Consider the following 25,542-nt stretch of genomic DNA (forward strand, 5'->3'; position numbering starts at 1 on the left):
CTACATTGTAGAATTAATTTTAAACCATACTTTAGCTTGGCTCAAGCATCACTATTTTGATGAGGTACTCATGGCAAATATCGTATTTATTGCAACCAGTCTGGACGGTTACATCGCAGATAAGCAGGGCAAACTCGACTGGCTACATTCGGTACCAAATCCAGACAACATTGATACTGGCTTCTTCTCACTGATGGAGCGTATTGATGGCTTGGTAATGGGGCGCAACACCCTAGATGTGGTGTTGGGCTTTGATTGCGATTGGCCATACAGCAAACCGGTGTTCGTACTCAGCAACACCATGACAGAAGTGCCACAAGGCTACGAAGACAAAGTCTTTCTAGTAAAAGGCGAGCTAAAAGATGTGCTTGCGGATCTAAACGCAAAAGGCTTTAACGATCTTTACATCGACGGCGGTGTAACGATTCAGAACTTCTTAAAAGAAGATCTTATCGATGAATTGGTGATCACGCGCTTCCCTATCCTACTTGGCGGCGGCGCACCTCTATTTGGGGATTTGGAACAACCATTGAATTTCAAAGTCACCAAGAGTGAAGTTGTTTTGGAGACCCTAGTTCAAACCACTTATGTGCGTGAAAGATAACCTTTCTAGACAGTCAGAATAAATGAAAAACGCCCTTCATGGATATATGAAGGGCGTTTTTTTAAACTTTTCTAGCTTGGTGAAAATCGTTTTTGGGTATTAACATGTCGGTGATTTACTAATTTACTCTTTTGCGGAGTATTTAAGGTATAGCGATGCAATCCAAGTAAGGCTGAAACCTCACTAAAGTCTTTAGTCTCGTTGACGTAAGCGCACCAGTTCTAACAGGCCGAAAGTTGGTCATATTAGAAAAAGTATTGTTTTCGTTAATTCTCTAGAATTTTGTAATGACGAAGAAGTGCCAACCACAGGATGAGAAATACAAGATACACTTACGCTGATAACTAGCACTATGTTTACAACCAGTATAACAGCTACTCTCTAGATTACGATCACGCCACATGCTGGACTATCTCCATACTTTCCCGAGCCCCGCCCTTAACCGTCAATTGTTAATGTGGCTGATTTCACAGGTTGTATTATCAATCGTCACCAAACTGAGGCTAGTGCGACATAAGTTGTCGCAGTAACCAAATATCATTTATGCGCATCAGGTCACATGACTAAATGCTTGCATATGTAATATTGTCGCCAAATTGATGGAACAAATATCACATCTCTAATAATAACAACGGAACAGTCTGGCTTTGTCGAATAGAAAAACTACACAAGATTCACTAGTTCTTGCGTTAGAGATCTTAAAAAGAATCCCTAAGCACAGAAAGGTCACAGCCCTTGAGGTAAGAGAACAACTAGAAGCAATTGGTCTCTCCAGGGATATTCGAACCATACAACGAAACTTGGAAATGTTGAGTGAACACTTGGCCATAGATAGAGATACACGCTCCAAACCCTATGGTTATAGTTTGAGAAGCAGCGGCCCTGAATTTGGCGTCAGTTTCCTCAATGCACATGAATCGCTTCTTCTTGCTTTAGCTGAGAAGCACTTAAGATTTTTACTTCCAAAAGATGTTGTTAGGTCTCTCAGAACCCATTTCAACGAGGCTAGATACAATCTCGAGTTTGAGCCAAAGAATATCAAAGACCGCGTTTGGAAAGACAAAATAAAAATAGTTCGAGAAGCTCAACCTCTTTTGGCTCCAAAAGTTAATAAGGAAGTCCTAGAGAACATAAGTCAAGCTCTATACAACGACCGTTTACTAACAGTTATCTACCACAACAAAAGTAATCAAACGAGAAAGGCTACGATTATGCCACTTGGACTTGCGCAACAAGGAGTTCGACTCTATCTCGTTTGCCGTTTTGAAGGTTTTGACAATGAAAGAAGCTTAGCCGTACACCGCATTCATGATGCGAAAGTCTCGTCATTTTCTTTCAAGAGACCTGCAGATTTTTCGCTCGAAAAATATGACTCTGATGGAAGGTTTGGGTTTGGTGAAGGTGAGCGTTGTTGGCTCCAGTTCGAAATCTGCAAACAGGCAGGATATCACCTACTTGAAACACCTTTATCTGAGGATCAAATTGTACTGGAACTTGAAAACTCCTACAGAATTTCGGCTACCGTCATCGATTCATTATTGCTCGATAAGTGGCTAAGGAGCTTTGGCTCTGATGTTTGTAATATTCATAAGAATAAAGGAAATAAAAATGTTCATTCAGAACCTCAACCTTGAGCAGCAATCTGCTCTGTATCATTTCTCTAAAAAGCTTATCACAGCAGATGACCACGTTGATGAGCGCGAAACTTTACTGCTAGAAACCATTGTTGCTCAGTGTAGCGATAATGTTGATTTCAATAAGACTTTCACCTTGGTTGAATTATCGACACTGTTTTCAAATAACTCTCAGAAAGTAGCCTTCTTGATTGAACTTATTGGAGTGGGCTATGCAGATCAGGTTCTTGAAGAGAGTGAAGACAATTTCATCAAACATATTGCAGAAACAATAAACGTAGAATCACAACGCTTAGATGAACTGAAGAGTTGGGTCCAACGTCAGATGGCACTTGTAGTAGAAGCACAAAAGTTATTGGGAGAATAGACATGCCATTACCATTTATTTTAGCGGGTGCAGCGATTGCAGCAGCAGGTTACGGCGCCAAAAAAGGTTATGATGGTTACCAAGATAAATCAGAAGCAAATGATATTATCGAAACATCTAAACGAAAGTACGATCAAGAGAAGACAATTTTCGACGAACAAAATGATTCAACAAACCAGAGCTTAACTAAGCTTGGCGAACTTCAACTAAACATCGGCAGTGATTTTAGGGAGTTCAGAACTATTGCTGACAAGCTGTTAGCAAAATTGAACCAAGCTAATTCCAAAGATCTTGATATAGATTTCCCGCAGCACAAACTCGACAAAATAGATGGTCTTGCTTTATCTACCACCGCATATATGGGAAAGATAGCTGGAGCTAGTGCTGCAGGAGCTGCGGCTGCATACGCAGTATATGGTGGCGTAATGGCGGTCGCCGCAGCTTCAACTGGTACACCTATCGCGGCTCTATCTGGAGCAGCAGCTTATAACGCGACGATGGCTGCCATCGGTGGCGGTTCAATCGCTGCTGGCGGATTTGGAATGGCAGGTGGTGCAATGGTGCTCGGTGGCGTAGTCGCTGCTCCAATAATGGCAGTCGCGGGCTGGGCGTATGCTTCACATGCAGAGGAAGCATTGAGTGATGCTAGAAAAACTCGAACAGAAGTCAATGAAGCTGTTGGAAAAATGTCTAAAGGACGCGAGCAACTAAGTAAAACTAAACTGTATGTAGATAAGATATATGTGGAAACGGAACGTCTGTATACCATCTTCAAAGAGTACTTTGACAACCTCAAAGCCTTCGATCAGCTTATTACTGCAAAAACTGACATATCTAAGTTCGAAGATGATGTTATCCGTTTAATTCAAAATGGCTACCAAGTGGCGGCAATTCTTACCGACATTATTACGACACCATTATTCAAACCTAAGCTAGACGAAAAAGGTGACGTAGTGCTTAGTGATGAAAACATCGTTGAAATAGAAACCGACAGCGAAGGGATGCAGGTGATCAACGAATCGGCAATAGATACTGTACTCGCATCATCGAATTACACCCAGCAATAACAATGCTCTAATTTAAACAAAATGGGAAGGAGGTTCGCCTCCCTCCTTAAAGGAACTGCATAATATGTCAGGAACTAGTATACGAAATTTCCAGTTAACCGATGAACTAAACAAAACGATAACTAATAGCTTGATAACCACATTCGGTTTGGACTTTTTACTCTTCGAAGACAAAAAAGGCGGAGATGTAGCAACGATACATAATGCTCGCCAGCACCAAAAAGGCGACACGGATATATACATGTCCGATAGCATCCAACAAGACTATGCCAACAGAGGTGACTATAAGCCGATAAAACATGATGCAAATGGCAATATCATGACTGACAAAAATGGCAAAGTTAAGAAAGAAGACCTTTACCACTCTCATGAAAATTATAAAGCCAGAGGTAAAGAAGATAAAAAACTAAAACTAGATGGCAAGTTAGTTGACACATACCGTGGTAAAACAATGTCCGGAAATGAACAACGTCAACTCGACCATATAATTTCATCTCATGAAGTCCACGATGATGCAGGGAGAGTTCTTGCAAACGTTAATGGCGTAGAGATTGCCAACCAAAATTCGAACTTCCAATCAACTCACTATTACATCAACAACCTTAAGTCAGACCATTCAATGGATGAATTTCTGAGTGCCATCGTACCCAAGACAATTGAAAACAAGCGAAGGAGCATTGAGAAAGACTTGAAGCGCTTGGAGTCGATGCCAATGGAGACTAAGCAACAGCGCCATGAAAAACGTCAGTTAGAGGACAAAATTGCTAAACAGAATGAGCAAATTGAAGTTCTTGAGAGTATTGACGAAGACAAAATGAGAGAAGCCGACATAAAAGCCAGGCAAGAATACGATAAAAAGATTAACATCGCCTATTATACCAGTAGTAAGTTTTTTAAAGCCACTGCGATGGAGTCAGGTAAAGCTGGACTGAAGATGGGAATCAGGCAGGCTCTGGGACTTGTTCTTGCTGAAGTCTGGTTTGAGCTAAAAGACGCAATACCTCAAACATTTAAAGATGCTGAGGATAACTTTACCCTCGAGTTTTTTCTGGAGAAGCTAAAAACTACGTCTCAAAACATTTGGAACAGGGTCAAAGTTCGATTCAAAGATATTCTCGATGAATTTAAAAATGGTGCATTAGCGGGAGCTTTATCTAGCTTAAGTACAACCGTAATGAATATCTTTTTCACAACGCAAAAGTTGATTGGTAAGCTCCTACGAGAAACTTGGTCTAGTTTGGTCTCTGCGGCAAAGATCCTATTCTTCAATCCTGAGAACTTGGGACCTGGTGCTTTGGCGCGTGAAGTAACAAGAATCTTATCGACAGGTGTTGCTGTTGCTATGGGGGTTATACTCAATCAACAACTTACCTCTTTGATGACCTGCCCTCTTGGTACAGAACTCGCTGCTTTCGTTAGTGCCGTAGCAACAGGTTTAATGACTATAGGCATCACCTACTTTTTAGATCACAGTAAATTAATGCAAAAAGTCTGGGCATATCTCGATCAGTTTAGATCAGAAGCAAGGAAAACATTAGAGTACTTTCAGAAAGTAAACTCTGAGCTCGACCGATATTTACTCGAACTTTCCAAGGTTGAATTCAATCTTTCGCCAGCAGAGCTGGCAAGTTTTACTAGTAACCTAGAGTCGATGAGTTGTGAACATGAGCGAGGTATCATGCTATCGAATGAGATAAGTAAACGAGAAATAGAACTGCCATTCGAGTCAAATAATCTTGATAGCACTCGAGCTTGGTTAATGAGCTTATGAACCCAAAAACACTCTCACCCTTCCCATGTTACTCATGTGGAAAGTGCTGTTCGAATTTGCACTTATCAGAGGAAACAAAAAGCTTAGATCGAGGCGATGGTTTTTGTCTTTACCTCAATCTCAAAAATAAGCAATGCAGCATATATGACGAGAGACCAGATATCTGTCGCGTAGAATTACAATATCGAAAAAACTACGCCTCAAATTACACATGGAATGAATTTGTTGAGATAAACCTTTCCATCTGTGAAAAGTTACCAGACAGATTTAAAATGAATAACACCTGAGATTGTCAGTTCGAGCGAACTGTCTCATAGTCACCATCATTTTATCGGGGTGTCTAACCTGTTATGTAAGGTGAACATATTACAAAATTAAACAGTTATTACATTAAGCCTAATAAGCAAAGATGATTTTAGCCAATAACCCAACTACTTTTACCAACAAAAACGCCCTTCGCACAGGTGAAGGGCGTTTGTTATTTGAGGTTTAGTTAGTGGGCTAAAGCACCAAACCACCGTCAATCTTGAGTACTTGACCTGTTATGTAGGCACTCTTGTCGGAGGTGAGGAAAGAGACGCCATTGGCGATGTCTTGCACTGAGCCCATTCGGCCTAATGGGGTTTTACCCTCCATCATTTGAATGACTTTCTCTGGTAGGTTCTTAGTCATATCGGTGGCGATAAAGCCTGGCGCTACACAATTGACGCGGATTTGTGCGCCCTTTCTTGATAGCTCTTTCGCCCAGCCTTTGCTCATTGAAATAACACCACCTTTACTTGCGCCGTAGTTGCTCTGGCCGATATTGCCATCCGTTCCCACGATAGAAGAAATGCTGACAATGCTGCCTGCGCCCTGCTCTAGCATGACAGGGGCAACGCGCTGGGTGAGTAAGAACACCGCTTTTAGGTTCACGTCGATAACGCTGTCCCAATCTTGCTCTAACATGTCTGGCAACAGTGCATCGCGAGTGATGCCTGCGTTGTTAACTAGCGCATCGATTCTTCCGTGATGCTCTACGATACTTTCTACCACTTCGCTGACGGCTGCTGCATCACACAAATTCACTTGATAACTGCTTAGCTGCGCCGACTGGCTCCATTCCACAGGCGATATATCTAGCCCGACAACGTGGAATCCATCCTCCAGTAATTGCTCACAAATCGCTTGGCCAATACCACGAGCCGCACCAGTGACTACTGCTACTTTTTCCGGTTTCATCTTGGTCTTCCTTAAATGTTGAGATTACAAATTCGCTTGTATCCCTAGCGTTTTTTATTTTTATGCCTAGTCGCGTTACAGCTGCGCTTCTCATACGCAGGGTCTTTCATATCTTATAAAAACTATAGAAACAGTCTGGGAGTCGGATGTGAACTAATCAAGACAACTTGATGATGGTTTGCCAAATAGTTCGTTTCCGTCACCGTTCTGCCGATTAATCTGTGCAACAAATGCGCTTTTTGTTGAATAACTCGCCTTTCATTTAAAGCTCAGACGAATAATTTTTAGATTAGGCAGCAAAGTCACATTAAACCTGTGGGTATTACATTTTTGATATCCAAAATCTGGATTACGATTTTAAAGATACAGCGTGTTTTTAAATATGGACGTGAAAAGAGACGCCTTACCTGACAAAGATAAGAATACCTACGGGAGATAAAATGAATCAGGCTTACATAGACGCAGCAAGAACGCTGCAACAATGCACGTTTGGGGGTTCCCAACGTGACATTAATGACCTTGTTCAATCAGGAAGCATTGAAAACTGGGTCGCTCAACAAACTCTTATTCCCTCTTCTTCTTGGCTGACGCACTTTGAACAAGATGAGCTTAACGTACCCGACTTAGGGCAAGGTTTGTATTACGCCAGCAGTTGGACGCGCATGACGGTTGAAGGACAAGACATTCTGCGCCAACGCATCGCATATACCCTCTCCCAACTGTTTGTGGTGAGCGTGAAAGATCCGGCGTTTAGTGCCGCCTCTAAGCGTCGCTACATGTGCCAATACTTTGATGGATTGCTCGATAACGCTTTTGCTAACTTCCGAGATGTGATTCGTTTTGTGTCGACATCGCCAATCATGGGTGAATATCTGACCTTTGTAAACAACGTTTCTAATGAGCTCACGGCCCCAGATGAAAACTACGCACGAGAGCTGTTACAGCTGTTCACGCTTGGTCCAGTCAAACTGCGTAATAACGGTGAAGTACGTTTGGATGCCGAAGGTAACGAAGTTGCATCGTACACCCAAGAAGACATTGAAGAACTGGCTCGTGTGTTCACCGGTTGGAAATTCATCGACATTCGCGGTAACGACAAATACAGCCAGCCGATGGAACCGCGTGGTGAGCACGACATGGGTGAAAAACGCATTCTTGGTAAGACGTTCCCTGCCGGCGTAAGCGCAGTAGATGAACTGGAAGCCGTGATTGAACTCTTGATGAACCAAAACACGCTTTACACCTTTGTGACCAAATTCTTCATCAATAAGCTTGTGACCAGTAACCCTAGAGCGGGCTACGTTCGCCGTGTGCGCCGCGCATTCAAGCGCTCCGATGGCGATATGCAAACGCTAGTGATCGCGATTTTAACCGACAAAGACGCTCTGCGTTCTGGCAACACTGTAGGCAAACTGCGTGACCCACTGTCTGTATTTACGCATGCGATGCGCGCGCTACAAGTGAAGCGACGTGACGGTGTGATGATGTGGCCAAAGCAGTTCAACTGGTATAACAGAACGCTACCTCTGTCTGCCCCTTCTGTGTTCTATTACTACCAACCGGATGATGCGCCCAACCACCCTGATTTTAATGGTCTGGTTGCGCCTGAGTTCAACGTTTATCAATGGCACGACATCTATCAATACGGCATTCAATTCCGCGAGTTAATCGCTCGATTTGAAGAAGAAGCCAAAGATTGGTACATGGATGAAGCGCTATTCGCCCGTTACCTTACTTTTGATGACGAAGGCGTTGTGGATTACCTCAACGAGCATTTGTTTGCTTACCAAATGAGTGAGCAAGCACGTCAATGCTACCTCGATTACCTCGCTCAGTGCCCCAGCCGCCAATCTAAGTGGCGTAAAGAGATCAAGAATCTCGTTATGAACGCACTGCTTTCACCAGAATTCATCACACAGGGGTAATCACCATGAACTTAACTCGACGTCGATTTTTACAAGCAGGTTCCGCTGGTGTGGGGATTTCTGCGCTTAATCTTGCTGCATTCCCAGCCTTCGCGGATTCGTTTAACCAATGCAAGAATGGCTATCGCGCTGTGGTTGGTATCGACCTTGCGGGCGGTAACGATGGCTACAACATGCTTATCCCAACCGCCGCTAATGCTAACAGCCAATACCGCGCGCTACGTGGCAACTTGGCTTTAGATGAGACAACCTGTATCTACTTAGATGCAGTGAACGACGAGGCCAAATTGGCACTTAACCCAGCAATGGCGGCACTCAAACCTTATTGGGACAGCGCTAACCTTGTGCCTGTGGTGAACCTCGGCCCGTTGACTCAGCCCGTAAACAATGTGATTTACGATGAAAGCACTCGTCCGGCGCACCTGTTCAGTCACTCGCATCAATCCACTATGGTGCAGTCTCATGCCACCAAGTCATTGTCCAAAGAAGGCTTTGGTGCGAAGACATCCACAGAGCTTGGCTCTATGCTGCGCAGTTTAAACGAGTTGTCACCGATGTTTGATATTGGCGGCACACAAGTATGGACGAACTGCATTGAAGCCCAATCCAATTCGGTCGGTTCTCAGCCGCCAAGTGATATTTTCAACGATCAACGCTCACGCGATCTGTTCGATCAACTACAAAGCACGGGCAGTTACGGCAATGTCTTCCAGTCTCATTATGCGGGCGTTGCTGTCGACTCAACCAGAATGTATGAGCAGTTCAGCGCGATTCTAAATGCCGAGATCCCAGACGTATTCCCAGAAACTCGCATCGGTAAGCAATTGAAAGCGGTCTTTAAACTGTTGCTGCATAAAGATCAGTTCCAACATCCTGCGCAGTACTTTAGTTGTAAGTTGGGCGGGTTCGATACTCACTCAGCTCAAATCAGCCGCCAAACCGGTTTGCTGCAAGAACTGGCAGAAGCCATGGCCGCTTTCCAATTGGCACTGGAGAACAACGGTTTGTTCGAGCAAGTGACCACGTTTACGCATTCTGAATTTGGTCGAACTCTGATTCCAAACGGCACAGATGGGACTGACCACGGCTGGGCAAGCCATGCATTAGTCATGGGCGGCGGTGTAGCCGGAAAAGCAATTGTGGGTGAATATCCAGACTTATCTGAGACGAGCCCTTACTTGCTTTCACGTGGTCGTGTGATTCCAACTATCTCTTCTGATCAGCTTCATGCGAGCTTAATGGCGTGGTTAGGGCTGTCTGAAACGGGAATTAATCAATTATTCCCTGCGCTGGATAACACTTTGACAGATTCAATCCAACCTCAGACTCTACCTCTGTTCAAATCTTGCTAAGATAGTAGGAGATAAGTAACTAAGTAATCAGTTAATAACTAGCAAGGTTACTAATAAGAAAAAGCAGTGCTAAACAAAAGGCTCCGTTCACGCGGAGCCTTTTTATCATTGTGGTCCAATTTATAATTGACTGCCCACCAAACGAAACTACGTATACTTAAACAATGCAAAGCAAACACTGGAAATACGCAATGATAAACATGGACTTTTCACAACGTTTGGTGATTAAAACTGGCGAACAAGATTGGGTAGCCAGCCCAGCCGCTGGTGTATGGCGCAAACCGTTGGAACGAGAAGCGAAAGAGTCTGGGCACACGACCAGCGTGGTGAAGTACGAGCCGAACTCACAGTTCTCGACGCACCCTCATCCATACGGAGAAGAGATACTGGTGCTCGAAGGGGTGTTTTCTGACGAGCATGGCGATTACCCAGCGGGGACTTATCTACGTAATCCTCCGGGAAGCCAACATGCCCCATTCAGCAAAGACGGTTGCGTGATCTTAGTGAAACTCAATCAATTTGATCCTAACGATCTAGAAACGGTGCGCATAAATACCAACCAAACCGAGTGGTTGCCGGGTATTGGTGGTTTGGAAGTGATGCCATTGCACAACTTCGAACACGAGCATGTTGCGTTAGTTAAATGGCCTAAAGGTGAAAAGTTTCAGCCACACCGCCACTTTGGAGGTGAAGAGATCTTTGTCCTATCTGGAGAGTTTAAAGACGAACTGGGGGAATACCCTACCCACACTTGGCTACGCAGCCCTCACATGAGTGAACATTTTCCTTTCGTCGAGGAAGAAACGGTTATCTGGGTCAAGACTGGCCATTTGCCTGTCGATTAATCGAGCCCCTTAAAAATAGCAAAACGGCTCGAACATTCGAGCCGCCATCAAAGACACTTAACAGGACAATTAAGCGTTCATAATTTTTGAGTAAAGCCAGTCTTTTAGCTCTGCACGGTTATGTTTCATCGTGTTCATTTCGTGGTCGTCGATTGGGCTTCCTCGCAATTCTAGTTGGCGTATTTCCTTGTCGAGCATGTTGTAGTTTTTAGCGTTTTCAGCAAACGTGGCGTCATCTGCCGTAAGTTGAGTAATGGTATCCAAATGTTCTGGGAATTCATGAGTTAATGAGTGATTTTCACCTAACATAGAGACCTCTTTGGCTGAGTACATTTCAAGTTAAATAAGCTGCTTAAATAATAAGCACCGCTTAAAGTAACCATAGCATTTCATCTCACTGTAAATAGTCGAATTGAGCACATTTTTACCTCCCCTTGAAAAACTTCACGTTTCCATACTCAAATTGACAATTGCTGGCCTGATGCTAACCCGACGTTCATTTTACTCCCGAGAGAATGGGCTACATTTATAGAGCTTTATATCAAGAAAAGGGAATACAAATGAACGCTGTAAAATATAGCTTGGTGGGTACTGCTGTCATCTTGGCACTGTCCGGATGTAACTCAGACAGTGATACTGTTAGCACGACAACACCAGTAACGCTTTCCGTTTCTGATGCACCGATTGATGATGTTTCTGAAGTTGTTGTGACATACAGCAAAGTCGCCTTTCTTCCTGTTGGTGAAGGAGAAAGTGAACCTCAAATCTTCGAAGTTTACAAAACGGATGAAGACGGTAACTACGTGGATGAAAACGGGGATCTATTACCGGAAGGAGAAGATCCACTCCCGCTTAGCGTCAACCTGTTGGACTTCCAAGGAAGTGACGCACAAGAACTGGTTGAAGATGAAGTCATCCCAACGGGTGATTATAAACTGTGTGTTTTTGCAAACGATGGCGATCACCCTGAATACCCTTCTTACGTCATCGATGAAGCAACAGGCAATCAAATCCCGCTCACAGTAAAAGGTGAAGGTAAGTGCCCCCAAGGTGTTGGAGATGAGCCAAATGCTGGCGTGTTGTTCTTCAATGACACATTTACTGTTAACACAGATAACAATGACTACGTGGTTGAGTTTGACCTGCGTCGCGGCTTGAAAGATGCGACAGGCCAAGACGAAGGCTATACGATTCAACGAACGTCCGTCACTTTAATCAATACAGTCACCACTGGTGAGATCGAAGGGAATGTTGCTCTGACAACTTACCAAGGTTGTGAAACCGATACGACTTCTGGCAATGGCTACGCTCATGCAGTGTATCTCTATGAAGGTGATATTCCTCAATCTGAGATGGGTACTTTCGCGCCAAGTGAATCTCAAACGCCTATCGCTTCTGCGAACGTCATCACCGAAGATGAAGGCGCCACCTACCAATACGAGTTTGGTTATGTAGAGCCTGGAACGTACTCTGTTGGGTATACTTGTACAGCAAACGATGATTCAGAAGAAGGGATTGTCGATGGCGAGACATTCAGTATCTATACAGCTACTAGTGGACTGAGTGTTTCTGCAGGCAGCGACACAAACGCAGACCTTTAAGTTTAGAGACTCGTTTAAACGTTAAATCAATAACGGGGCTTCGGCCCTGTTTTTTATCCCCCTCTCGGATTATCAATCATTTCTATAAAGTGTTTCCCTCACTCTCCCAATAGTCGAACGCCAAAGAAGCCACTATGATTGTTGCATATCGAATTCAAAAGGAATCTCAATTATGCAAAAAATCATCCTGATTACCGGCTCTACAGACGGCATTGGTTTAGAAACAGCAAAAATGTTAGTGGCAGATGGTTACCACGTAATTGTTCATGGCCGTAACGAAGCAAAGGTTCAAAACGTAGAGCAAAGCTTGATTGAGATGAACGCTGGCAAAGTAGAAAGCATTGTTGCTGACCTATCTTCAATCAAAGCAGTGGAGCAGATGGTTGCGGAAGTGGCAGAGCGCTTTGGCAAACTAGATGTGATCATTAATAACGCTGGCGTATTCGCGACACCTAACTCAAGAACTCAAGAAGGTCTTGATGTGCGCTTTGCCGTTAACACCATTGCGCCATACATGCTGACAAAAGAGTTGCTTCCACTACTTGGCAACACAGGTCGTGTAGTAAACCTATCTTCTGCAGCGCAAGCGCCAGTGAGCATCGAAGCCTTGATGGGCGACAAACCACTGTCAGACGGTGAAGCTTACGCTCAAAGTAAGCTGGCACTGACTATGTGGTCACGCGTAATGGGATTGCAGTTGAAAAACGTCGGCCCGATGGTGGTTTCCGTCAATCCAAAATCATTCCTTGGCAGCAAAATGGTGAAAGACGCTTACGGTATCGCGGGTAATGACATTAGTTTGGGCGCAGACATTCTAATTCGTGCTGCACTATCGGATGAATTTGCTCAAGCGCATGGTTCGTACTTCGACAACGACATTGAAGCTTTTGCCGCTCCTCATCGTGATGCGTTGAATGACACCAAATCACAACAAGTGGTAGAGGCGATTGAAGCAGTGATTGCTAAACTCGCTTAATTCAACACGGTTGATTCCTGTTAAACACCTAGCTTCGGCTGGGTGTTGTTGTTTTTACGTACTGATTTCTGTGTATTGGTTTCTGTGTACCAGTTTCTAGCGTTTCTGTTTATCACGTTTCCGTCTCTGTGCTTTTGAAACTGCCACTATTGTTCATTTTCAATAAAATCTAAAAACTCATTCGATATAAAGGCCAATTATCAACAAAGCCTTCTCTTGTTAATCTTCAGCCATCGGGAAAAACGCCAGACTCAAACGCGCTCGTTCCCATTATCTTTCGCGAGTGATGACATCGAATCATCCCGCTTTTAACTGGAGATCCAACTATGAACTATGAGGGCAAAGTTTACCGACCATGGCCGGAATACCGCAGCATCTTAATCCAAACCACATTGGGTTGTAGCATCAACACCTGCACGTTTTGCAGCATGTTTGATGACAAACGCTTTAAGGTACGCCCTATTGAAGACGTGATTAAAGACATTGAAAAAGCGCGTCTTATCTACCCACATGTAGAGTCGATCTTTTTGATTGATGGTAACGTTATGGCCGCACGTACGGATTACTTGCTTAAGATCTTCGACAAACTGCGTTCAACGTTTCCTGAATGCAAAAAGATTTCTCTTTACAGTGGACTGAACGATTTCCGCCGTAAAACCATTGCTGAGTTGAAAGAACTGAAAGATGCAGGTTTAGATATGGCCTATTCTGGCCTTGAATCTGGCGACCGCGTTGTTCTAGAACGCATTAAAAAACGCATGTCACCAGAGCAAGCGATCGAAGGCATGGCAATGGCAAAAGAAGCTGGCATTGAAGTATTGCTGTCTTTCATCTTTGGTCTTGGTGGTCGTGAACGTTCAAAAGAACACATTATTGCGACAACAGACATCTTGAACCAAATCAACCCTGAGCAAATTGCTCCTATGGCACTTGCGATTCAACCGGGTACGGTGATGGAACAAGAAGTGAAGAATGGTGAGTTCATTATGCCAACTCAACTTCAAGTGCTTGAGGAAGAGAAATATCTACTCGAAAACTTGAATATTGATACCTTCTACTGGGGCGACCATGGTAACAACATCGTTCCACAAAAAGGTTGGTTGTTGGATTCACGCGAAGATTTTCTGAGAAACATCAATCACGCGATCGCATCTAACCCAATGGCAAAAGACAACGTCATCCAGACTTTCTCTTGGTAGTCGTTCTCTTTCTCGCTAAATGAACACAATAAAAAACGCTTTCCGATTGGAAAGCGTTTTTGTTTATTTCTGATGGGTAGCCAGTTCGGTTTCCCAGTAAGGTGGCTGCCCGTAATACTCGGCAAAGTAATCAATAAAGGCACGAACCTTAGGCGCGATCAAACGTGAGCTCGGATAAACCGCCCAAATGCTGGCGTTCATCACCAACGGATAATCTTCCAAGATTTCGACCAACTCACCAGCTTGAAGCTGTTTGTAGACACTCCAAATAGAGTTAATCGACACACCAAGCCCATCGATACAAGCATCGCGCATCGCATCGCCGTTATCGGTTCTAAAGCTTCCCGAAGCGCGCATCGCATAATGACCATCTGGGGTTTCAAACACCCAATTGTCTAGCCCCATTAGCGTCACGCATTCATGCTCAGCAAGTTCTTGCGGTGTTTTCGGCGTTCCGTGCTTTTCTAAATACTCTGGTGAAGCAACAATGATACGGCGATCCGGTGCTAGTTTACGTGCCACCAGCGTTGAGTCTTTCAACTCTGCAAGACGAATCGCGACATCGAACCCACCTTCAACCATATCAATGATGGAATCAGAAAAGCGAAAATCCACCGTTAGCTCGGGATAAGCCGCCATAAAGCCTTTGAGTGCAGGCACAAGATGCAAACGCCCAAACGACGCTGGCGCTGTAACTCGAAGGGTGCCGGTTGGAGCACTATGACCTACTCCGACCGCACCTCGCGCCGCTTCTACCGTTGCAAGCACTTCTTCAGCGTGTGGCAAAAATGCCTGACCTTCTTCCGTTAATGAGACCTTACGTGTGGTTCGGTGCACAAGGCGAACGCCTAGCCCTTCTTCCAACTTATTGATGTGGGCACTGGCAACGGCTGGCGATAATCCAAGCTCTTGTCCTGCCATGCTAATGTTGTGCGTTGATGCCAAACGAACGAAAAGCTTGAGATGTTCTATATTCATTTCATTTTCAACTTATTCTATAAAGTCCGACGTCAATGTCGGGCATTTTCATCTGATACAATAGTAAAGCATTGAACGTGAAGCAAAGCTTTTTAAAAGAAATTGTTAGAAGAAACTGATAGGCAAGTAGAAATCTAATTCAAACGCTTCTTCATGATTTAAAAAGTGGTTTTGATGATAATACACATACGCAGGAGTCGAGCGTTGTTTGAAGCCCGAGTTTGGCAACCATTTCTCCAACACCATACTGATTTGAGGCAGCAACTCACCATACACACCAGTCAACCTAAACACCGCATGTAAGCCACCCGGAATCGTCATCTGATTCACAACTCCTCGATACTTAAGAGGTTTATCAATCGCCATGCACGCTACATAACGACATTTGTCCAACTCAACCCAAGCCGGATTGGAATGATGCAAACCATATTGGGTAGAGAAGTCTCGGTTCTCTGAATTGGCCCACGCTTTAAGTACCAGCCAAGCATTACGAATAGAGCGGTTGTAGCCTTCATGACGAACATAAGCAGCAAAACGCTGTGGCACTTCAACAATCTTTGGCTCAGGTAAGGTACGCTTCGAGACTCGATGGTAACCCGCCGCTACTTCTGGATCTTTGAGATACGGTTTTTCAGCGACGTGCAAATCATGCTTGCGCCAAGCACCGGGCGACATATCAAACGTAGATTTAAAGGCACGGCTGAACGACGACACTGAACTAAAGCCACACTTGTTGGCAATCTCTAATACCGACGATTTGGTATCGAACATCAACTGATTTGCTGCGTATTCCATTCGCGTGCGACGAATGTATTGATGAATCGACTCCCCCACCACATCTTTAAAAATACGGTGGAAATGCTGCTCAGAATACGCTGCTACATCGGCTAGCTCTTTAGCGGATAATTCTCTGCTAATGTCTTGGTGAATGTAGAACAGTACGTCATTGATTCTGGAAACCTGTTGCTGACTCATAATTTAGCGTTTGATTGAAATAGCATAAATGGACATGTTTAACAGCATAAATGGACACACTTAAGTTAGCAAATCCCATGTACTATCTTCTGAATAAAACCAAAATTAAAAAATACGAGAAACACAACACATGGAAATCGCACAGTCACTACAACAAGTAAAGTCATCGTACATTCGAGAGATCCTCGCTGCCGCTAGCGATAAAAACGTCATCTCGCTTGCTGGCGGTTTGCCAGATGAGAAAACCTTCCCAATCGACTTAATGAAGCCGACTCTTGAGAACTTGGCCAACATGCCAGAGGTGTTCCAATATGGCTCAACCGCAGGCTATGGACCTCTACTTAACTTCCTAAATGGTTACTTCAAGCTTCCTGAAACACACACAGCGATGATCACCACCGGCTCTCAGCAAGGTTTGGATTTGATTGCACGCGCTTATGTGAACCCTGGTGACAAAGTGGTAATGGAGGCCCCAAGCTACCTTGGTGCGATGCAGGTATTTGGTTTGGTTCAAGCAAACATCGTCACTGTTTCTCAAACAGAGTTCGGTCCAAACCTCGAAGAGCTAGAGCAATGCTTCGCTGAGCAAAAGCCGAAGATGTTCTATGCGGTGCCAGATTTCCATAATCCAACAGGCGTATGCTGGGCACTAGAAACGCGTCAAAAGGTTGCAGAACTTTGTATTCAATACAACGTGGCTTTCATCGAAGATGCACCGTACCGCGAGCTGCGTTTCTCTGGTGAAGCTTTGCCTTTGGTTTCTGATTTCTGTCCACAGAATTCTATCGTACTGCGTTCGTTCTCTAAGATTGCTTCGCCAGGTCTTCGTATCGGCGTGGTTACGGGTAAAACTAGCTACCTAGAACCGCTGATTAAAATCAAACAAGGTGCCGATCTGCACTCAAGCGTACCGATGCAAGCCCTATTGCACGGCTTGCTTCAGCATGACAACTTCGAAACCCACATCAGCACTATTTGTGAACTGTACAAGTCTCGCTACGATGTGATGTATGCAGAGCTAGAAAAGCAGCTTCCATCAAGCTGCATCCTCAAGCCTGTTGATGGTGGTATGTTCGTATGGGTAGAGATCCCAGAGTGCGATACGTTTGAGCTGGCAAAATCACTGCTTGCTAACGGTGTGGCGGTTGTACCGAGCCCTGTTTTCTACCCAGAAGGTTCTGAAGTGAAAGCGGCACTGCGTCTTAACTTCACCAATGCAACACCAGAAGAATTGAAAGTGGCGGTAACACGCCTAGCAGACGTACTCAACGCGCTGTAATAAAAATTACACCTTAAAATCCAAATACCTGCCTTTGAGATGCGAATTAAGTCTCAAAGGCAGCGTTTCAAAAAGTTCCCAAAAAAATTTATTTTTTTCTCTCAAAATCAACTCTCTACGTTAAGTGTCTGTTTTCGCTTGATCCTCACACTGTCGCAAAAAATAGATCTCGATCACGGATTTGAAGCCTTGAAAAGTTACGTCTATCTTTCAGAAAAAAGACATCGACCTTGCAGCATCATCTGCGAATTCAAACACTTTTGATCGTGACGGCTTATCACTATCGAAAATCGAGCTGAAACCATCAGCAATGCAGTCTTGTGAAGATGAACGTGGCGAGGACGCAATTACAACCATTCTGAATGTCGCTATACCAATCCGCGATTGGACTTATACACGTCGGCTTAGCGCATCATATTACAGAGGGGTTTATCAGGATGAACAATCGACCATCGAAAGGACTCGTCGTCACTGGCTTGTCCGCCATGCTTTCTCTCGCTGCGATTCAAACCGCACATGCGAGCAACTCACCAAACTGTAGCGACGTATTAGCTGGCAACAAAACTGCTGCGTCGCAAAAAATGACCGTCTTACTGGGTGAAGACATCACCCAATCTAACCTCGTCACGACGGTTGTTCCGGCAAAAAACAATCCGTTTGTGACCGAAGAATTAGTTTCAGTTTCAAACGACGTTTCGCCCAACGGTTTACTGCCGAAAAAATCATTGGAAGAGATCAAACAAGTTCGTGACAACATTGAGAAAGCGGGCATTGAAGTCAGCAAACTCCAAGGTACGTTTGAAGTGGCTTTTGTCAGCCTAATCGACGGACACTGCCAGTTCTCAACTAACAAGCTCACCACTAACGCGAAGATCGACTTCGACCACTTAGAAGGGTTGTCTGCTTATTCTATCCCTGCACTACTCGCGATGGTTGATAAATCTTATGCGATGGCAGAAGCTCGAATTGAAGAAGAAAAAGCGCGTGTTGCGGAAGTTGAGCGCGAGAAAGAACGACAAAGAGAAATGGCAGCTGCAGCGGCGGCCGCTCGTTACCAAGACGCGAACGTACTTGTCAGAGTCGAGAAGTTTGATGGCTCTAACGTCACCTTCTCTGTGACTAACTTAGCCTCTGACGGTGAGTTACAACCGAACTTTAATACCTTCAGAGCGTATCAAACCGACAAGGGCGAGTTGATTTACAAATCTGAATCTTTGTTGAGCTTGGTCGATCAGGAAGGTAATGGCCTAACGACAATTGGTATTGCTGAGCTTGGTCCACAAGCGGGCAAAGATTTGACCATCTCTCCAGGAGAAACTCGTCAGTTCATTACCAGTATCGAATCAGAAGTCGCACCGGAAGCTAAGCTAAGCCTAGAGTTCCCGGCAAAAGTTCTGAACACGGATGACGCTTTCTCTTTGTCCTTTACCGATTCAGTTGCCATGGCGACTGCAGGGCTGAACTAAACAGCTGAGCTGAACTAAGTCGCAGGGCAGAAATAACTAGCAACCACGGCGTGTCCCTTGTCGTTCCTTGCTACGCCTTGGAGGCAAATACCAAAACGAAAAAAGCAGACATTAACGTCTGCTTTTCTTTTAGTTCTGACACTGATACGCGTTAGCGAACATGGTCACTGAGCTTGAGAAACCAAGTGGTTGATACAAGTAAAGGGTATCTGCCCCTAGCTCTGCGGCTTTGATACGCATTTGGTTTAGCGTACCCCAAACCATGTCTTTGTCTGCATGAAGCCAGTAATCGTAAAAGTGGCCTTCTGAGCCCATTACTGTGCCTAGGTGCTGGCAGTTTGCGATTGCATTTACATCATCCCAAATCACTTTCACTTGCTCGGACTCTTGCGTTGGGAAGGTCACGCAGCCAGTTAACAACGTTGCTAATGCTGCAGCAGTCATTAACTTTTTCATAATTTCATCGCCTTAGAATTAAATAGTCTGCGGATTCTATTTATCACCCAGACGATGACCAACAAATTATTTTTATGCTTTACATAACAGCCTGTTTAGGCGCTTTTGTTGGTCGTTTTAACGCTCTTGCATCTCGAATATTCAACGTCATCAAAGTCAAATTAGTGAACCCAGCAACTAACTCCACGATTTGAACCACGTAAAAAGTGGTATCAAAGCGTCCAAGTTCCGCTAAGTGATGAAGGTAAATGGCTGATGGAACAAGAATCAAGATGCCGTTCAACGCAACGAAAGGCATACGCTTTTTCTTTGCAGCTAATGGGCCTTTCTTTACATTAGGAGCCATCTTAGACCCCGTAATACCAGCTACCGCCATTAAAGGTACTACTGCCCAAATCGCATAAGAAATATAGGTTTTGACGAACAAGATAGCTTGGTGATCACCAAATAATTCAACCAACACGGTGCTAATAAAAAAGCTCATGATGAGCAGATAGGCACTGATAGAGCTGAGTCGATGAGCTAGGCTGAGTGACTTTTTCATAGCGATATTCTCTTTTTTGATTTGATGTGAGTAGCGGTACAAAATAAAGATTACACAACAATCATTGCATAAGCAACATTTGCATCAAAAACAAACCGTAAACCTAACTCGATATTTGCGCCTGAAGGTTTTAACTTAATGTTTTTAATGAACATTTACTTTCAAATAAAAACAGAGTTGTGATTGGATTTTGTGACGGAATTGGAGTAAAACTGAAGGGTAGATGAAAAGAGGAACTGAATTTGGCTTCCAAAAATAAACTGATCCGCTATCAATCCACTGAAGTTGCAGATGTTTTCAGTAAAGAAGATGAGCTGATCAAACTCGTGCAGACGGATCAACTCTCTCAAGTCTTATTGTTGTGGCAAGTGAAAAGCCCAACGCTCGTCCTTCCTGCGGGCAAGAAGTGGCCTATTTCAGACGAGCTAGAACAAGGTCTTGAGGACACTAACTGGAAACTATTCTCTAGAAAAACTGGCGGCGCACCCGTCCCCCAAGTTCCTGGAATCATTAATCTATCTCACATCTATCATTGGCCAGAAGGTCAACCATACGACATCAAAAAAGCGTATCTCGACTTATGTTCTGTCCTAGAGGTTTTCTTTGAACAACTCGGAGTGAAGGTTGATGTGCACGCAACCCCAAACTCCTATTGTGACGGGGACTACAACCTAAACATCAATGGACAAAAAGTGGTAGGAACCGCACAACGAGTCTTACTGAAGAAAGGCGGCGGGCAAGTGGTGCTCTCTCAAGCCTGCATTCTTATTGATGCGGACGTAGAAAAGATCGTTGAACCTGTACAGTTGTGTAATCGTCTATGCGGGCATAACGATGATATTCGCGGCGATGTGCACACTCCCCTATTCAATCACATAGAAGAAAGGCCAGATACTGACGCACTGTTCCAACTGCTAACACAAGCCTTTTTGGATCACGCCAAGCACTAGCCTCACTCTTAAGAGCAAGGTATACGCTCTATACCTTGCTCCAGCCTTGATTCAATAAACGCTACTGAGTGTAATCATTTCGTTCGCTGTCTTTGTCTGACAGATACTCGACAAACTCAAACTGCATCCCATGATCTTCCAAGTAATAGACGTTTTTACGAAATGGGTGTTCAGCGCCCCAGTGGTCAAGCTCATAACCCACTTCTTTTAATCGAGCAACGAGCGCATCAACATCTGGAACAACAATCCCGAGGTGCTTCATGCCAGTAAAATGGGTCGTCCAATGCCCAGCATCGCCATCTCCACCATCGGAGATCGCAATGTAAGAATGCTCATCTCCGACATGAAACCATTCGATAGGGCGTCCAAACCAGTCATCAAGCTTACCGCTACCACGGATTGTCCAATCTGGAATAGCGGTGGTTAAAAATTCAATGGTTTTGCGCGCATTTACGACAGAGATATTGGCGTGTTCAACATAGCTTTTCATAACGTTGTTCCTTGTTAATTTGGGTTATCGTTTTAGTTTTCCTTTTGCTTGTTAAACACTCTAAAACCTCAAGCAAACTTGAGGTAAATACTGCATTTTGACGCTGTCGTGAGAAATGAGATCTGCTTCAAAAAATTATCCATGACAGAAATAGTTGAAGCTAACGCCTAAAAGCCTCAGAATGTCGCACTTTTCGCGTCGTACATAAATTCGACGCCTTGTTATCTAACTCGACAATTGAGAATCATACATATGGGTTTTACCTCGTTAGGTCTATCTGCTCCAATCCTTAAAGCTATTCAGGAAAAAGGCTACGACACCCCTTCGCCAATTCAGGCACAAGCAATTCCAGCTGTTTTGGAAGGGAAAGACGTGATGGCAGCAGCGCAGACTGGTACAGGTAAAACGGCAGGCTTTACGCTTCCGATTCTTGAACGTCTGTCGAACGGTCCACGTGTACGCAGCAACCAAGTCCGCGCATTGGTGCTAACGCCAACTCGTGAGCTTGCGGCTCAGGTGCAAGAAAACGTATTCATGTACAGCCGCCACCTACCTCTAACGAGTGCAGTGGTATTTGGTGGTGTGAAGATCAACCCGCAAATGCTTCGCCTACGTAAAGGTGCGGACGTATTGGTTGCAACACCAGGTCGTCTATTGGACCTATACAACCAAAATGCAGTGAAGTTTGACCAACTTGAAATGCTGGTTCTGGACGAAGCAGACCGCATGCTAGACATGGGCTTCATTCGCGATATTCGCAAGATTCTTGATTTACTGCCTAAGCAACGTCAGAACCTGCTATTCTCTGCTACTTTCTCTGATGAAATCCGCGACCTTGCAAAAGGTTTGGTAAACAACCCTGTTGAGATTTCAGTAAACCCTGCCAACTCGACAGCACGCACTGTAGAACAATGCATCTACCCAGCAGACGTGAAGAAGAAAGCGCCAATGCTGGTCAAACTGATCAAAGACGGTGATTGGAAACAAGTATTGGTATTTACCAAAACCAAGCATGGCGCAAACCGCTTAGCGAAGTTCCTAATCGACCAAAAGATTACAGCTGCAGCAATTCACGGTAACAAGAGCCAAGGCGCACGTACTAAAGCACTGGCTGACTTTAAATCTGGCGAAGTTCGAGTGCTGGTTGCAACAGACATCGCTGCGCGTGGTATCGATATTCCTCAGCTTCCGCAAGTGGTTAACTTCGAACTACCTAAAGTGGCAGAAGACTACGTTCACCGTATCGGTCGTACCGGTCGTGCTGGTGAAGTGGGTAAAGCGATTTCTCTAGTGTGCGCACTTGAAGCATCAGAACTGTTTGCGATTGAACGTTTGATTCAACAGCTGCTTCCTCGTAAAGAACTGGAAGGCTACGCACCAACGAACGTATTGCCTGAGTCGAAGCTAGATACTCGCCCTATCAAGCCAAAGAAACCGAAAAAACCTAAGAAGCCAAAGGCAGAAGGTGAAAACGGTCAAACTGCTGAGAAGAAAAACAGCGGCGGTAACAACAAACCAAAGCGTCGTTTCAACAGCGACAACAAAAACGGTAAAGGCGAAAACAAATCTGGCAAAGGCGGCGCTGGCAAGCCAAAAGGCAACCGTGACGGCCAAGCTCGCTCAAACGGCAAGCCAAGCGGTAACAAACCGAATAACAACCAGTCTGGTGCAAACAAACCGGGCGCAAATAAAAACGGTAACAGTGGTAAACCATCAGGTAACCGCAAACCTAACAGCGGTAAACCGTCAGGCAACAAGCCATCAGGACAACGTCGTAAGCCACGTCCGCAAGTAGCTAAATAATAAAAAAACAGCCCCTCACAATGAGGGGCTGTTTTTTTGTGTAGTATGGCGAATAGCAGGCTTAGATTAATGCCACTCCATTTCACCACTTAGCACTTTCGCGCCCAGTTCTAAATCGCCTTCTGTAGCAGCAAATTGTGGGTACTTAGCCTTCATCGCTGCCGAAATCTCGCTTGATGATGGCTTATTTAATTTTTCTAACGTATGCTCAATGTCTGCAATGTAGTTCATGGTGAATTGAATACCTTCCACACCTTTCGGCATATCACCAAGGTAGTGTCCCGGGATCACGGTTTTTGGTTTCAGTGCTTTCATACGCTCCAACGATTGAGACCATTGAGCACGCTCTTGTTTTGACTGAGTGTCCGCCATCCAAACATGAACGCCACTGTAAACCGATACTCCACCAAATACCGTTTTCTCTGAAGGCACCCATAGGTAAGCATCATGAGTATTGATTTCTTTTACTTCAATGCGCTTACCTTCAAGCGTCAGAGTGGTGTCATTGAGTACAGTAGGCACAACAATTTTTGATGGTGCCCCCTCTTTCAAAATCGGTCCCCAGTACGCCAGTTTCGCGTCTTTTGTTCGCTCGATATGTTTAACAACCGCTTCACTCGCAACCACTTTCACATCAGGGAATTCCGCAACAATAGGCTCTAGGCCAAAATAATAGTCTGGGTCACCGCTGCTGATGTAAATCATCGACAGCTCTTTGCCACTCTTTTTAATCTGTTCCACCAACTTTTTTCCGTCTTTGACACTAAATTGTGCGTCAAACAACATCAGCTCTTTTTCACCAGAAACAAGCACAGAGCTTGCAGGAAAGATCGCATTTTCACCGGGGTTGTAGTGGGTAATCGTTAAGTCCGCAGCCGACACATAGTTCGATGCCGCTAGTGCTGTGATCAGTAGAGTAATTGAACGCTTATTCATCATCTTATTCCGTGTTAGAGAACCAACTCATGCGGCTCGTTTAATGTGAGGTCATCTTATTTGATTGGTTTTAGATGAAATAGACAGCAAATTAACTTTCACTGTTGCGAAATCCGGACATATACTGTGACGGCGATTTTCTTAAGGTGAAGCAAAAGAATGGACAGACTTGAGGCAATGAATGTCTTTGTCACGATCGTAGAGCGAGGCAGTTTGAGTGCAGCAGCAGAGCACCTCGACATGTCCCGAACCAAAGTGACACGTTATTTAGGTGAGCTCGAAAAATGGATGGATACTCGTTTACTCCACCGCACAACTCGAAGCCTCAGTTTAACCAGTGCAGGTAAAGAGACGCTTGAGATTGCACGAGAGCTACTTGCACTTGAAGAATCCCTAAGCGGAATCCGAAACCAAAATCGAGTGAATTTAAAAGGTCAATTGCGTATTACCGCAAGCTATTCCATTGTGAGTAGCTTCCTCATTGATGCAATCACAAGCTTTGTTGAACAATGGCCTGATGTGGCGATTGATGTTGTGTCGACAGATGAAACCGTAAACCTCGTGGAATCACGCATTGATCTTGCCATACGCATCACCAATGAGTTGCCTGCTAATGTCGTAGCAAAGCAATTAGGTGAATGCCGCTCGGTGATATGTGCGTCCCCCAAATATATCGAACAAAAAGGGGCACCGTTAAACGCCCAAGACCTAGGACACCACAATTGTCTTTCCTTTAGCTATTTTGGTCGTTCCGAGTGGATATTCTCTGGACCAAACGGTGATGAATCAGTCTCCATCAAAGGCAATATCAGCGCGAATACCCCAGAAGTACTGCTTGCTGCCGCTTTAAATGGTAACGGAATCAGCTTACAGCCTTTCCCAACCGTGAAGGATTTGCTCACTGAGGGTAAGTTGATTCAGCTGTTACCAGAATGGCACCCAAAAACGTTAGGCGTTCATGCCATCTATGGCACACGTAAACAAGTCACACCGTTATTAAGAGCCTTTATCGACCACCTCTCCACTAGCATGTCGGAATCCAAACGCTGGTGAGCACTTTTCTGAGCATTCATGTTACAACGAACCTCCAGTGGTTACTTAAA

The 25,542-nt window shown here is 44.5% G+C and carries 25 protein-coding genes; 17 read left to right on the forward strand and 8 right to left on the reverse strand.

Annotation, left to right across the window (positions count from 1 at the left end):
* The first annotated feature begins 70 nt into the window (after positions 1 to 70).
* The 6 genes from VCHENC03_RS11650 to VCHENC03_RS28220 all read left to right on the forward strand — a co-directional run bounded on the left by VCHENC03_RS11650 (position 71) and on the right by VCHENC03_RS28220 (position 5,730).
* Positions 71 to 604 (forward strand): dihydrofolate reductase family protein, encoded by a 534-nt coding sequence (locus VCHENC03_RS11650; protein WP_009706279.1) that lies wholly within the window; start codon positions 71 to 73, stop codon positions 602 to 604.
* Positions 605 to 1,245: 641 nt separating this feature from the next.
* On the forward strand, positions 1,246 to 2,238 hold the full coding sequence (locus VCHENC03_RS11645) for a helix-turn-helix transcriptional regulator (RefSeq protein WP_050554382.1): 993 nt from the start codon (positions 1,246 to 1,248) through the stop codon (positions 2,236 to 2,238).
* Positions 2,213 to 2,605, forward strand: coding sequence for a TerB family tellurite resistance protein (locus tag VCHENC03_RS11640; RefSeq protein WP_009706281.1), 393 nt, complete (start codon positions 2,213 to 2,215; stop codon positions 2,603 to 2,605). The genes VCHENC03_RS11645 and VCHENC03_RS11640 overlap by 26 nt, the downstream gene beginning before the upstream one ends.
* 2 nt (positions 2,606 to 2,607) lie before the next feature.
* Entirely contained in the window at positions 2,608 to 3,672 is a 1,065-nt protein-coding gene (locus VCHENC03_RS11635) for a hypothetical protein (RefSeq protein WP_009706282.1), read from the forward strand.
* Positions 3,673 to 3,736: 64 nt separating this feature from the next.
* The gene (locus VCHENC03_RS11630; RefSeq protein ID WP_009706283.1) at positions 3,737 to 5,443 is read left to right on the forward strand and encodes a hypothetical protein; all 1,707 of its coding nucleotides are present in this window, start codon (positions 3,737 to 3,739) and stop codon (positions 5,441 to 5,443) included.
* Complete coding sequence (locus tag VCHENC03_RS28220) at positions 5,440 to 5,730, forward strand: YkgJ family cysteine cluster protein (RefSeq protein WP_083481842.1); 291 nt, start codon at positions 5,440 to 5,442, stop codon at positions 5,728 to 5,730. The genes VCHENC03_RS11630 and VCHENC03_RS28220 overlap by 4 nt, the downstream gene beginning before the upstream one ends.
* Positions 5,731 to 5,944: 214 nt before the next feature.
* Here VCHENC03_RS28220 and VCHENC03_RS11625 read toward each other — a convergent pair whose 3' ends face one another.
* Positions 5,945 to 6,664: a beta-ketoacyl-ACP reductase gene (locus tag VCHENC03_RS11625; protein WP_009706284.1), complete on the reverse strand. Its 720-nt coding sequence runs from the start codon at positions 6,662 to 6,664 to the stop codon at positions 5,945 to 5,947.
* 440 nt (positions 6,665 to 7,104) lie between these two features.
* On the opposite strand from VCHENC03_RS11625, the gene VCHENC03_RS11620 reads away from it, so the two are divergent.
* From VCHENC03_RS11620 to VCHENC03_RS11610, 3 genes are all read left to right on the forward strand, one after another.
* Positions 7,105 to 8,589 carry a DUF1800 family protein gene (locus tag VCHENC03_RS11620; protein WP_009706285.1) on the forward strand — a complete coding sequence of 495 codons (1,485 nt, stop codon included), beginning with the start codon at positions 7,105 to 7,107 and terminating at the stop codon, positions 8,587 to 8,589.
* Between the two features lie 5 nt (positions 8,590 to 8,594).
* On the forward strand, positions 8,595 to 9,941 hold the full coding sequence (locus VCHENC03_RS11615; RefSeq protein WP_009706286.1) for a DUF1501 domain-containing protein: 1,347 nt from the start codon (positions 8,595 to 8,597) through the stop codon (positions 9,939 to 9,941).
* Positions 9,942 to 10,132: 191 nt separating this feature from the next.
* Positions 10,133 to 10,786 (forward strand): cupin domain-containing protein, encoded by a 654-nt coding sequence (locus tag VCHENC03_RS11610; protein ID WP_005439149.1) that lies wholly within the window; start codon positions 10,133 to 10,135, stop codon positions 10,784 to 10,786.
* 69 nt (positions 10,787 to 10,855) lie between these two features.
* Here VCHENC03_RS11610 and VCHENC03_RS11605 read toward each other — a convergent pair whose 3' ends face one another.
* Complete coding sequence (locus VCHENC03_RS11605) at positions 10,856 to 11,095, reverse strand: YdcH family protein (RefSeq protein ID WP_009706287.1); 240 nt, start codon at positions 11,093 to 11,095, stop codon at positions 10,856 to 10,858.
* 251 nt (positions 11,096 to 11,346) lie between these two features.
* On the opposite strand from VCHENC03_RS11605, the gene VCHENC03_RS11600 reads away from it, so the two are divergent.
* The 3 genes from VCHENC03_RS11600 (at position 11,347) to VCHENC03_RS11590 (ending at position 14,562) form a co-directional block, all read left to right on the forward strand.
* The gene (locus VCHENC03_RS11600) at positions 11,347 to 12,387 is read left to right on the forward strand and encodes a DUF4382 domain-containing protein (RefSeq protein ID WP_009706288.1); all 1,041 of its coding nucleotides are present in this window, start codon (positions 11,347 to 11,349) and stop codon (positions 12,385 to 12,387) included.
* A 172-nt stretch (positions 12,388 to 12,559) separates the two neighbouring features.
* Positions 12,560 to 13,363 carry an SDR family NAD(P)-dependent oxidoreductase gene (locus tag VCHENC03_RS11595; RefSeq protein ID WP_009706289.1) on the forward strand — a complete coding sequence of 268 codons (804 nt, stop codon included), beginning with the start codon at positions 12,560 to 12,562 and terminating at the stop codon, positions 13,361 to 13,363.
* 326 nt (positions 13,364 to 13,689) lie between these two features.
* A complete protein-coding gene (locus VCHENC03_RS11590; RefSeq protein ID WP_009706290.1) occupies positions 13,690 to 14,562 on the forward strand; it encodes a B12-binding domain-containing radical SAM protein in 873 nt (290 codons plus the stop codon).
* Positions 14,563 to 14,625: 63 nt separating this feature from the next.
* Here the strand turns inward: VCHENC03_RS11590 and VCHENC03_RS11585 are convergent, their stop codons facing one another.
* Positions 14,626 to 15,540 (reverse strand): LysR family transcriptional regulator, encoded by a 915-nt coding sequence (locus VCHENC03_RS11585; protein WP_005439159.1) that lies wholly within the window; start codon positions 15,538 to 15,540, stop codon positions 14,626 to 14,628.
* A 105-nt stretch (positions 15,541 to 15,645) separates the two neighbouring features.
* Positions 15,646 to 16,515 carry an AraC family transcriptional regulator gene (locus tag VCHENC03_RS11580; protein WP_009706291.1) on the reverse strand — a complete coding sequence of 290 codons (870 nt, stop codon included), beginning with the start codon at positions 16,513 to 16,515 and terminating at the stop codon, positions 15,646 to 15,648.
* Between the two features lie 130 nt (positions 16,516 to 16,645).
* On the opposite strand from VCHENC03_RS11580, the gene VCHENC03_RS11575 reads away from it, so the two are divergent.
* Positions 16,646 to 17,794: an aminotransferase-like domain-containing protein gene (locus VCHENC03_RS11575; RefSeq protein ID WP_009706292.1), complete on the forward strand. Its 1,149-nt coding sequence runs from the start codon at positions 16,646 to 16,648 to the stop codon at positions 17,792 to 17,794.
* A gap of 437 nt (positions 17,795 to 18,231) precedes the next feature.
* The gene (locus VCHENC03_RS11570; RefSeq protein ID WP_009706293.1) at positions 18,232 to 19,260 is read left to right on the forward strand and encodes a hypothetical protein; all 1,029 of its coding nucleotides are present in this window, start codon (positions 18,232 to 18,234) and stop codon (positions 19,258 to 19,260) included.
* Positions 19,261 to 19,389: 129 nt separating this feature from the next.
* Here the strand turns inward: VCHENC03_RS11570 and VCHENC03_RS11565 are convergent, their stop codons facing one another.
* Together VCHENC03_RS11565 and VCHENC03_RS11560 are read right to left on the reverse strand one after the other, a co-directional pair.
* Positions 19,390 to 19,716: a DUF4156 domain-containing protein gene (locus VCHENC03_RS11565; RefSeq protein ID WP_009706294.1), complete on the reverse strand. Its 327-nt coding sequence runs from the start codon at positions 19,714 to 19,716 to the stop codon at positions 19,390 to 19,392.
* Between the two features lie 79 nt (positions 19,717 to 19,795).
* Complete coding sequence (locus VCHENC03_RS11560; RefSeq protein WP_009706295.1) at positions 19,796 to 20,260, reverse strand: hypothetical protein; 465 nt, start codon at positions 20,258 to 20,260, stop codon at positions 19,796 to 19,798.
* A 242-nt stretch (positions 20,261 to 20,502) separates the two neighbouring features.
* Between VCHENC03_RS11560 and VCHENC03_RS11555 the strand changes: the two genes are divergently transcribed.
* A complete protein-coding gene (locus VCHENC03_RS11555) occupies positions 20,503 to 21,210 on the forward strand; it encodes a lipoate--protein ligase family protein (protein ID WP_009706296.1) in 708 nt (235 codons plus the stop codon).
* Between the two features lie 61 nt (positions 21,211 to 21,271).
* On the opposite strand, the gene VCHENC03_RS11550 is transcribed toward VCHENC03_RS11555, so the two are convergent.
* On the reverse strand, positions 21,272 to 21,700 hold the full coding sequence (locus tag VCHENC03_RS11550) for a VOC family protein (protein WP_009706297.1): 429 nt from the start codon (positions 21,698 to 21,700) through the stop codon (positions 21,272 to 21,274).
* 252 nt (positions 21,701 to 21,952) lie between these two features.
* Between VCHENC03_RS11550 and VCHENC03_RS11545 the strand changes: the two genes are divergently transcribed.
* A complete protein-coding gene (locus tag VCHENC03_RS11545; RefSeq protein ID WP_009706298.1) occupies positions 21,953 to 23,503 on the forward strand; it encodes a DEAD/DEAH box helicase in 1,551 nt (516 codons plus the stop codon).
* Positions 23,504 to 23,569: 66 nt separating this feature from the next.
* Here the strand turns inward: VCHENC03_RS11545 and VCHENC03_RS11540 are convergent, their stop codons facing one another.
* On the reverse strand, positions 23,570 to 24,439 hold the full coding sequence (locus VCHENC03_RS11540) for a Vmh family MBL fold metallo-hydrolase (RefSeq protein ID WP_032802785.1): 870 nt from the start codon (positions 24,437 to 24,439) through the stop codon (positions 23,570 to 23,572).
* Between the two features lie 159 nt (positions 24,440 to 24,598).
* Here VCHENC03_RS11540 and VCHENC03_RS11535 point away from each other — a divergent pair, with 159 nt between their 5' ends.
* On the forward strand, positions 24,599 to 25,492 hold the full coding sequence (locus tag VCHENC03_RS11535) for a LysR family transcriptional regulator (protein ID WP_009706300.1): 894 nt from the start codon (positions 24,599 to 24,601) through the stop codon (positions 25,490 to 25,492).
* Positions 25,493 to 25,542 lie beyond the last annotated feature (50 nt).

The sequence above is a fragment of the Vibrio sp. HENC-03 genome, from assembly GCF_000305755.2.
GTDB classification, from domain to species: domain Bacteria; phylum Pseudomonadota; class Gammaproteobacteria; order Enterobacterales; family Vibrionaceae; genus Vibrio; species Vibrio owensii.

Bases quoted from the DNA above. Each gene is read 5' to 3' on its own strand.
- VCHENC03_RS11650 (WP_009706279.1), top strand. From the start codon at position 71: ATGGCAAATATCGTATTTATTGCAACCAGTCTGGACGGTTACATCGCA.
- VCHENC03_RS11640 (WP_009706281.1), top strand. From the start codon at position 2,213: ATGTTCATTCAGAACCTCAACCTTGAGCAGCAATCTGCTCTGTATCAT.
- VCHENC03_RS11635 (WP_009706282.1), top strand. From the start codon at position 2,608: ATGCCATTACCATTTATTTTAGCGGGTGCAGCGATTGCAGCAGCAGGT.
- VCHENC03_RS11630 (WP_009706283.1), top strand. From the start codon at position 3,737: ATGTCAGGAACTAGTATACGAAATTTCCAGTTAACCGATGAACTAAAC.
- VCHENC03_RS28220 (WP_083481842.1), top strand. From the start codon at position 5,440: ATGAACCCAAAAACACTCTCACCCTTCCCATGTTACTCATGTGGAAAG.
- VCHENC03_RS11625 (WP_009706284.1), bottom strand. From the start codon at position 6,664: ATGAAACCGGAAAAAGTAGCAGTAGTCACTGGTGCGGCTCGTGGTATT.
- VCHENC03_RS11620 (WP_009706285.1), top strand. From the start codon at position 7,105: ATGAATCAGGCTTACATAGACGCAGCAAGAACGCTGCAACAATGCACG.
- VCHENC03_RS11615 (WP_009706286.1), top strand. From the start codon at position 8,595: ATGAACTTAACTCGACGTCGATTTTTACAAGCAGGTTCCGCTGGTGTG.
- VCHENC03_RS11610 (WP_005439149.1), top strand. From the start codon at position 10,133: ATGATAAACATGGACTTTTCACAACGTTTGGTGATTAAAACTGGCGAA.
- VCHENC03_RS11605 (WP_009706287.1), bottom strand. From the start codon at position 11,095: ATGTTAGGTGAAAATCACTCATTAACTCATGAATTCCCAGAACATTTG.
- VCHENC03_RS11600 (WP_009706288.1), top strand. From the start codon at position 11,347: ATGAACGCTGTAAAATATAGCTTGGTGGGTACTGCTGTCATCTTGGCA.
- VCHENC03_RS11595 (WP_009706289.1), top strand. From the start codon at position 12,560: ATGCAAAAAATCATCCTGATTACCGGCTCTACAGACGGCATTGGTTTA.
- VCHENC03_RS11590 (WP_009706290.1), top strand. From the start codon at position 13,690: ATGAACTATGAGGGCAAAGTTTACCGACCATGGCCGGAATACCGCAGC.
- VCHENC03_RS11585 (WP_005439159.1), bottom strand. From the start codon at position 15,540: ATGAATATAGAACATCTCAAGCTTTTCGTTCGTTTGGCATCAACGCAC.
- VCHENC03_RS11580 (WP_009706291.1), bottom strand. From the start codon at position 16,515: ATGAGTCAGCAACAGGTTTCCAGAATCAATGACGTACTGTTCTACATT.
- VCHENC03_RS11575 (WP_009706292.1), top strand. From the start codon at position 16,646: ATGGAAATCGCACAGTCACTACAACAAGTAAAGTCATCGTACATTCGA.
- VCHENC03_RS11570 (WP_009706293.1), top strand. From the start codon at position 18,232: ATGAACAATCGACCATCGAAAGGACTCGTCGTCACTGGCTTGTCCGCC.
- VCHENC03_RS11565 (WP_009706294.1), bottom strand. From the start codon at position 19,716: ATGAAAAAGTTAATGACTGCTGCAGCATTAGCAACGTTGTTAACTGGC.
- VCHENC03_RS11560 (WP_009706295.1), bottom strand. From the start codon at position 20,260: ATGAAAAAGTCACTCAGCCTAGCTCATCGACTCAGCTCTATCAGTGCC.
- VCHENC03_RS11550 (WP_009706297.1), bottom strand. From the start codon at position 21,700: ATGAAAAGCTATGTTGAACACGCCAATATCTCTGTCGTAAATGCGCGC.
- VCHENC03_RS11545 (WP_009706298.1), top strand. From the start codon at position 21,953: ATGGGTTTTACCTCGTTAGGTCTATCTGCTCCAATCCTTAAAGCTATT.
- VCHENC03_RS11540 (WP_032802785.1), bottom strand. From the start codon at position 24,439: ATGAATAAGCGTTCAATTACTCTACTGATCACAGCACTAGCGGCATCG.
- VCHENC03_RS11535 (WP_009706300.1), top strand. From the start codon at position 24,599: ATGGACAGACTTGAGGCAATGAATGTCTTTGTCACGATCGTAGAGCGA.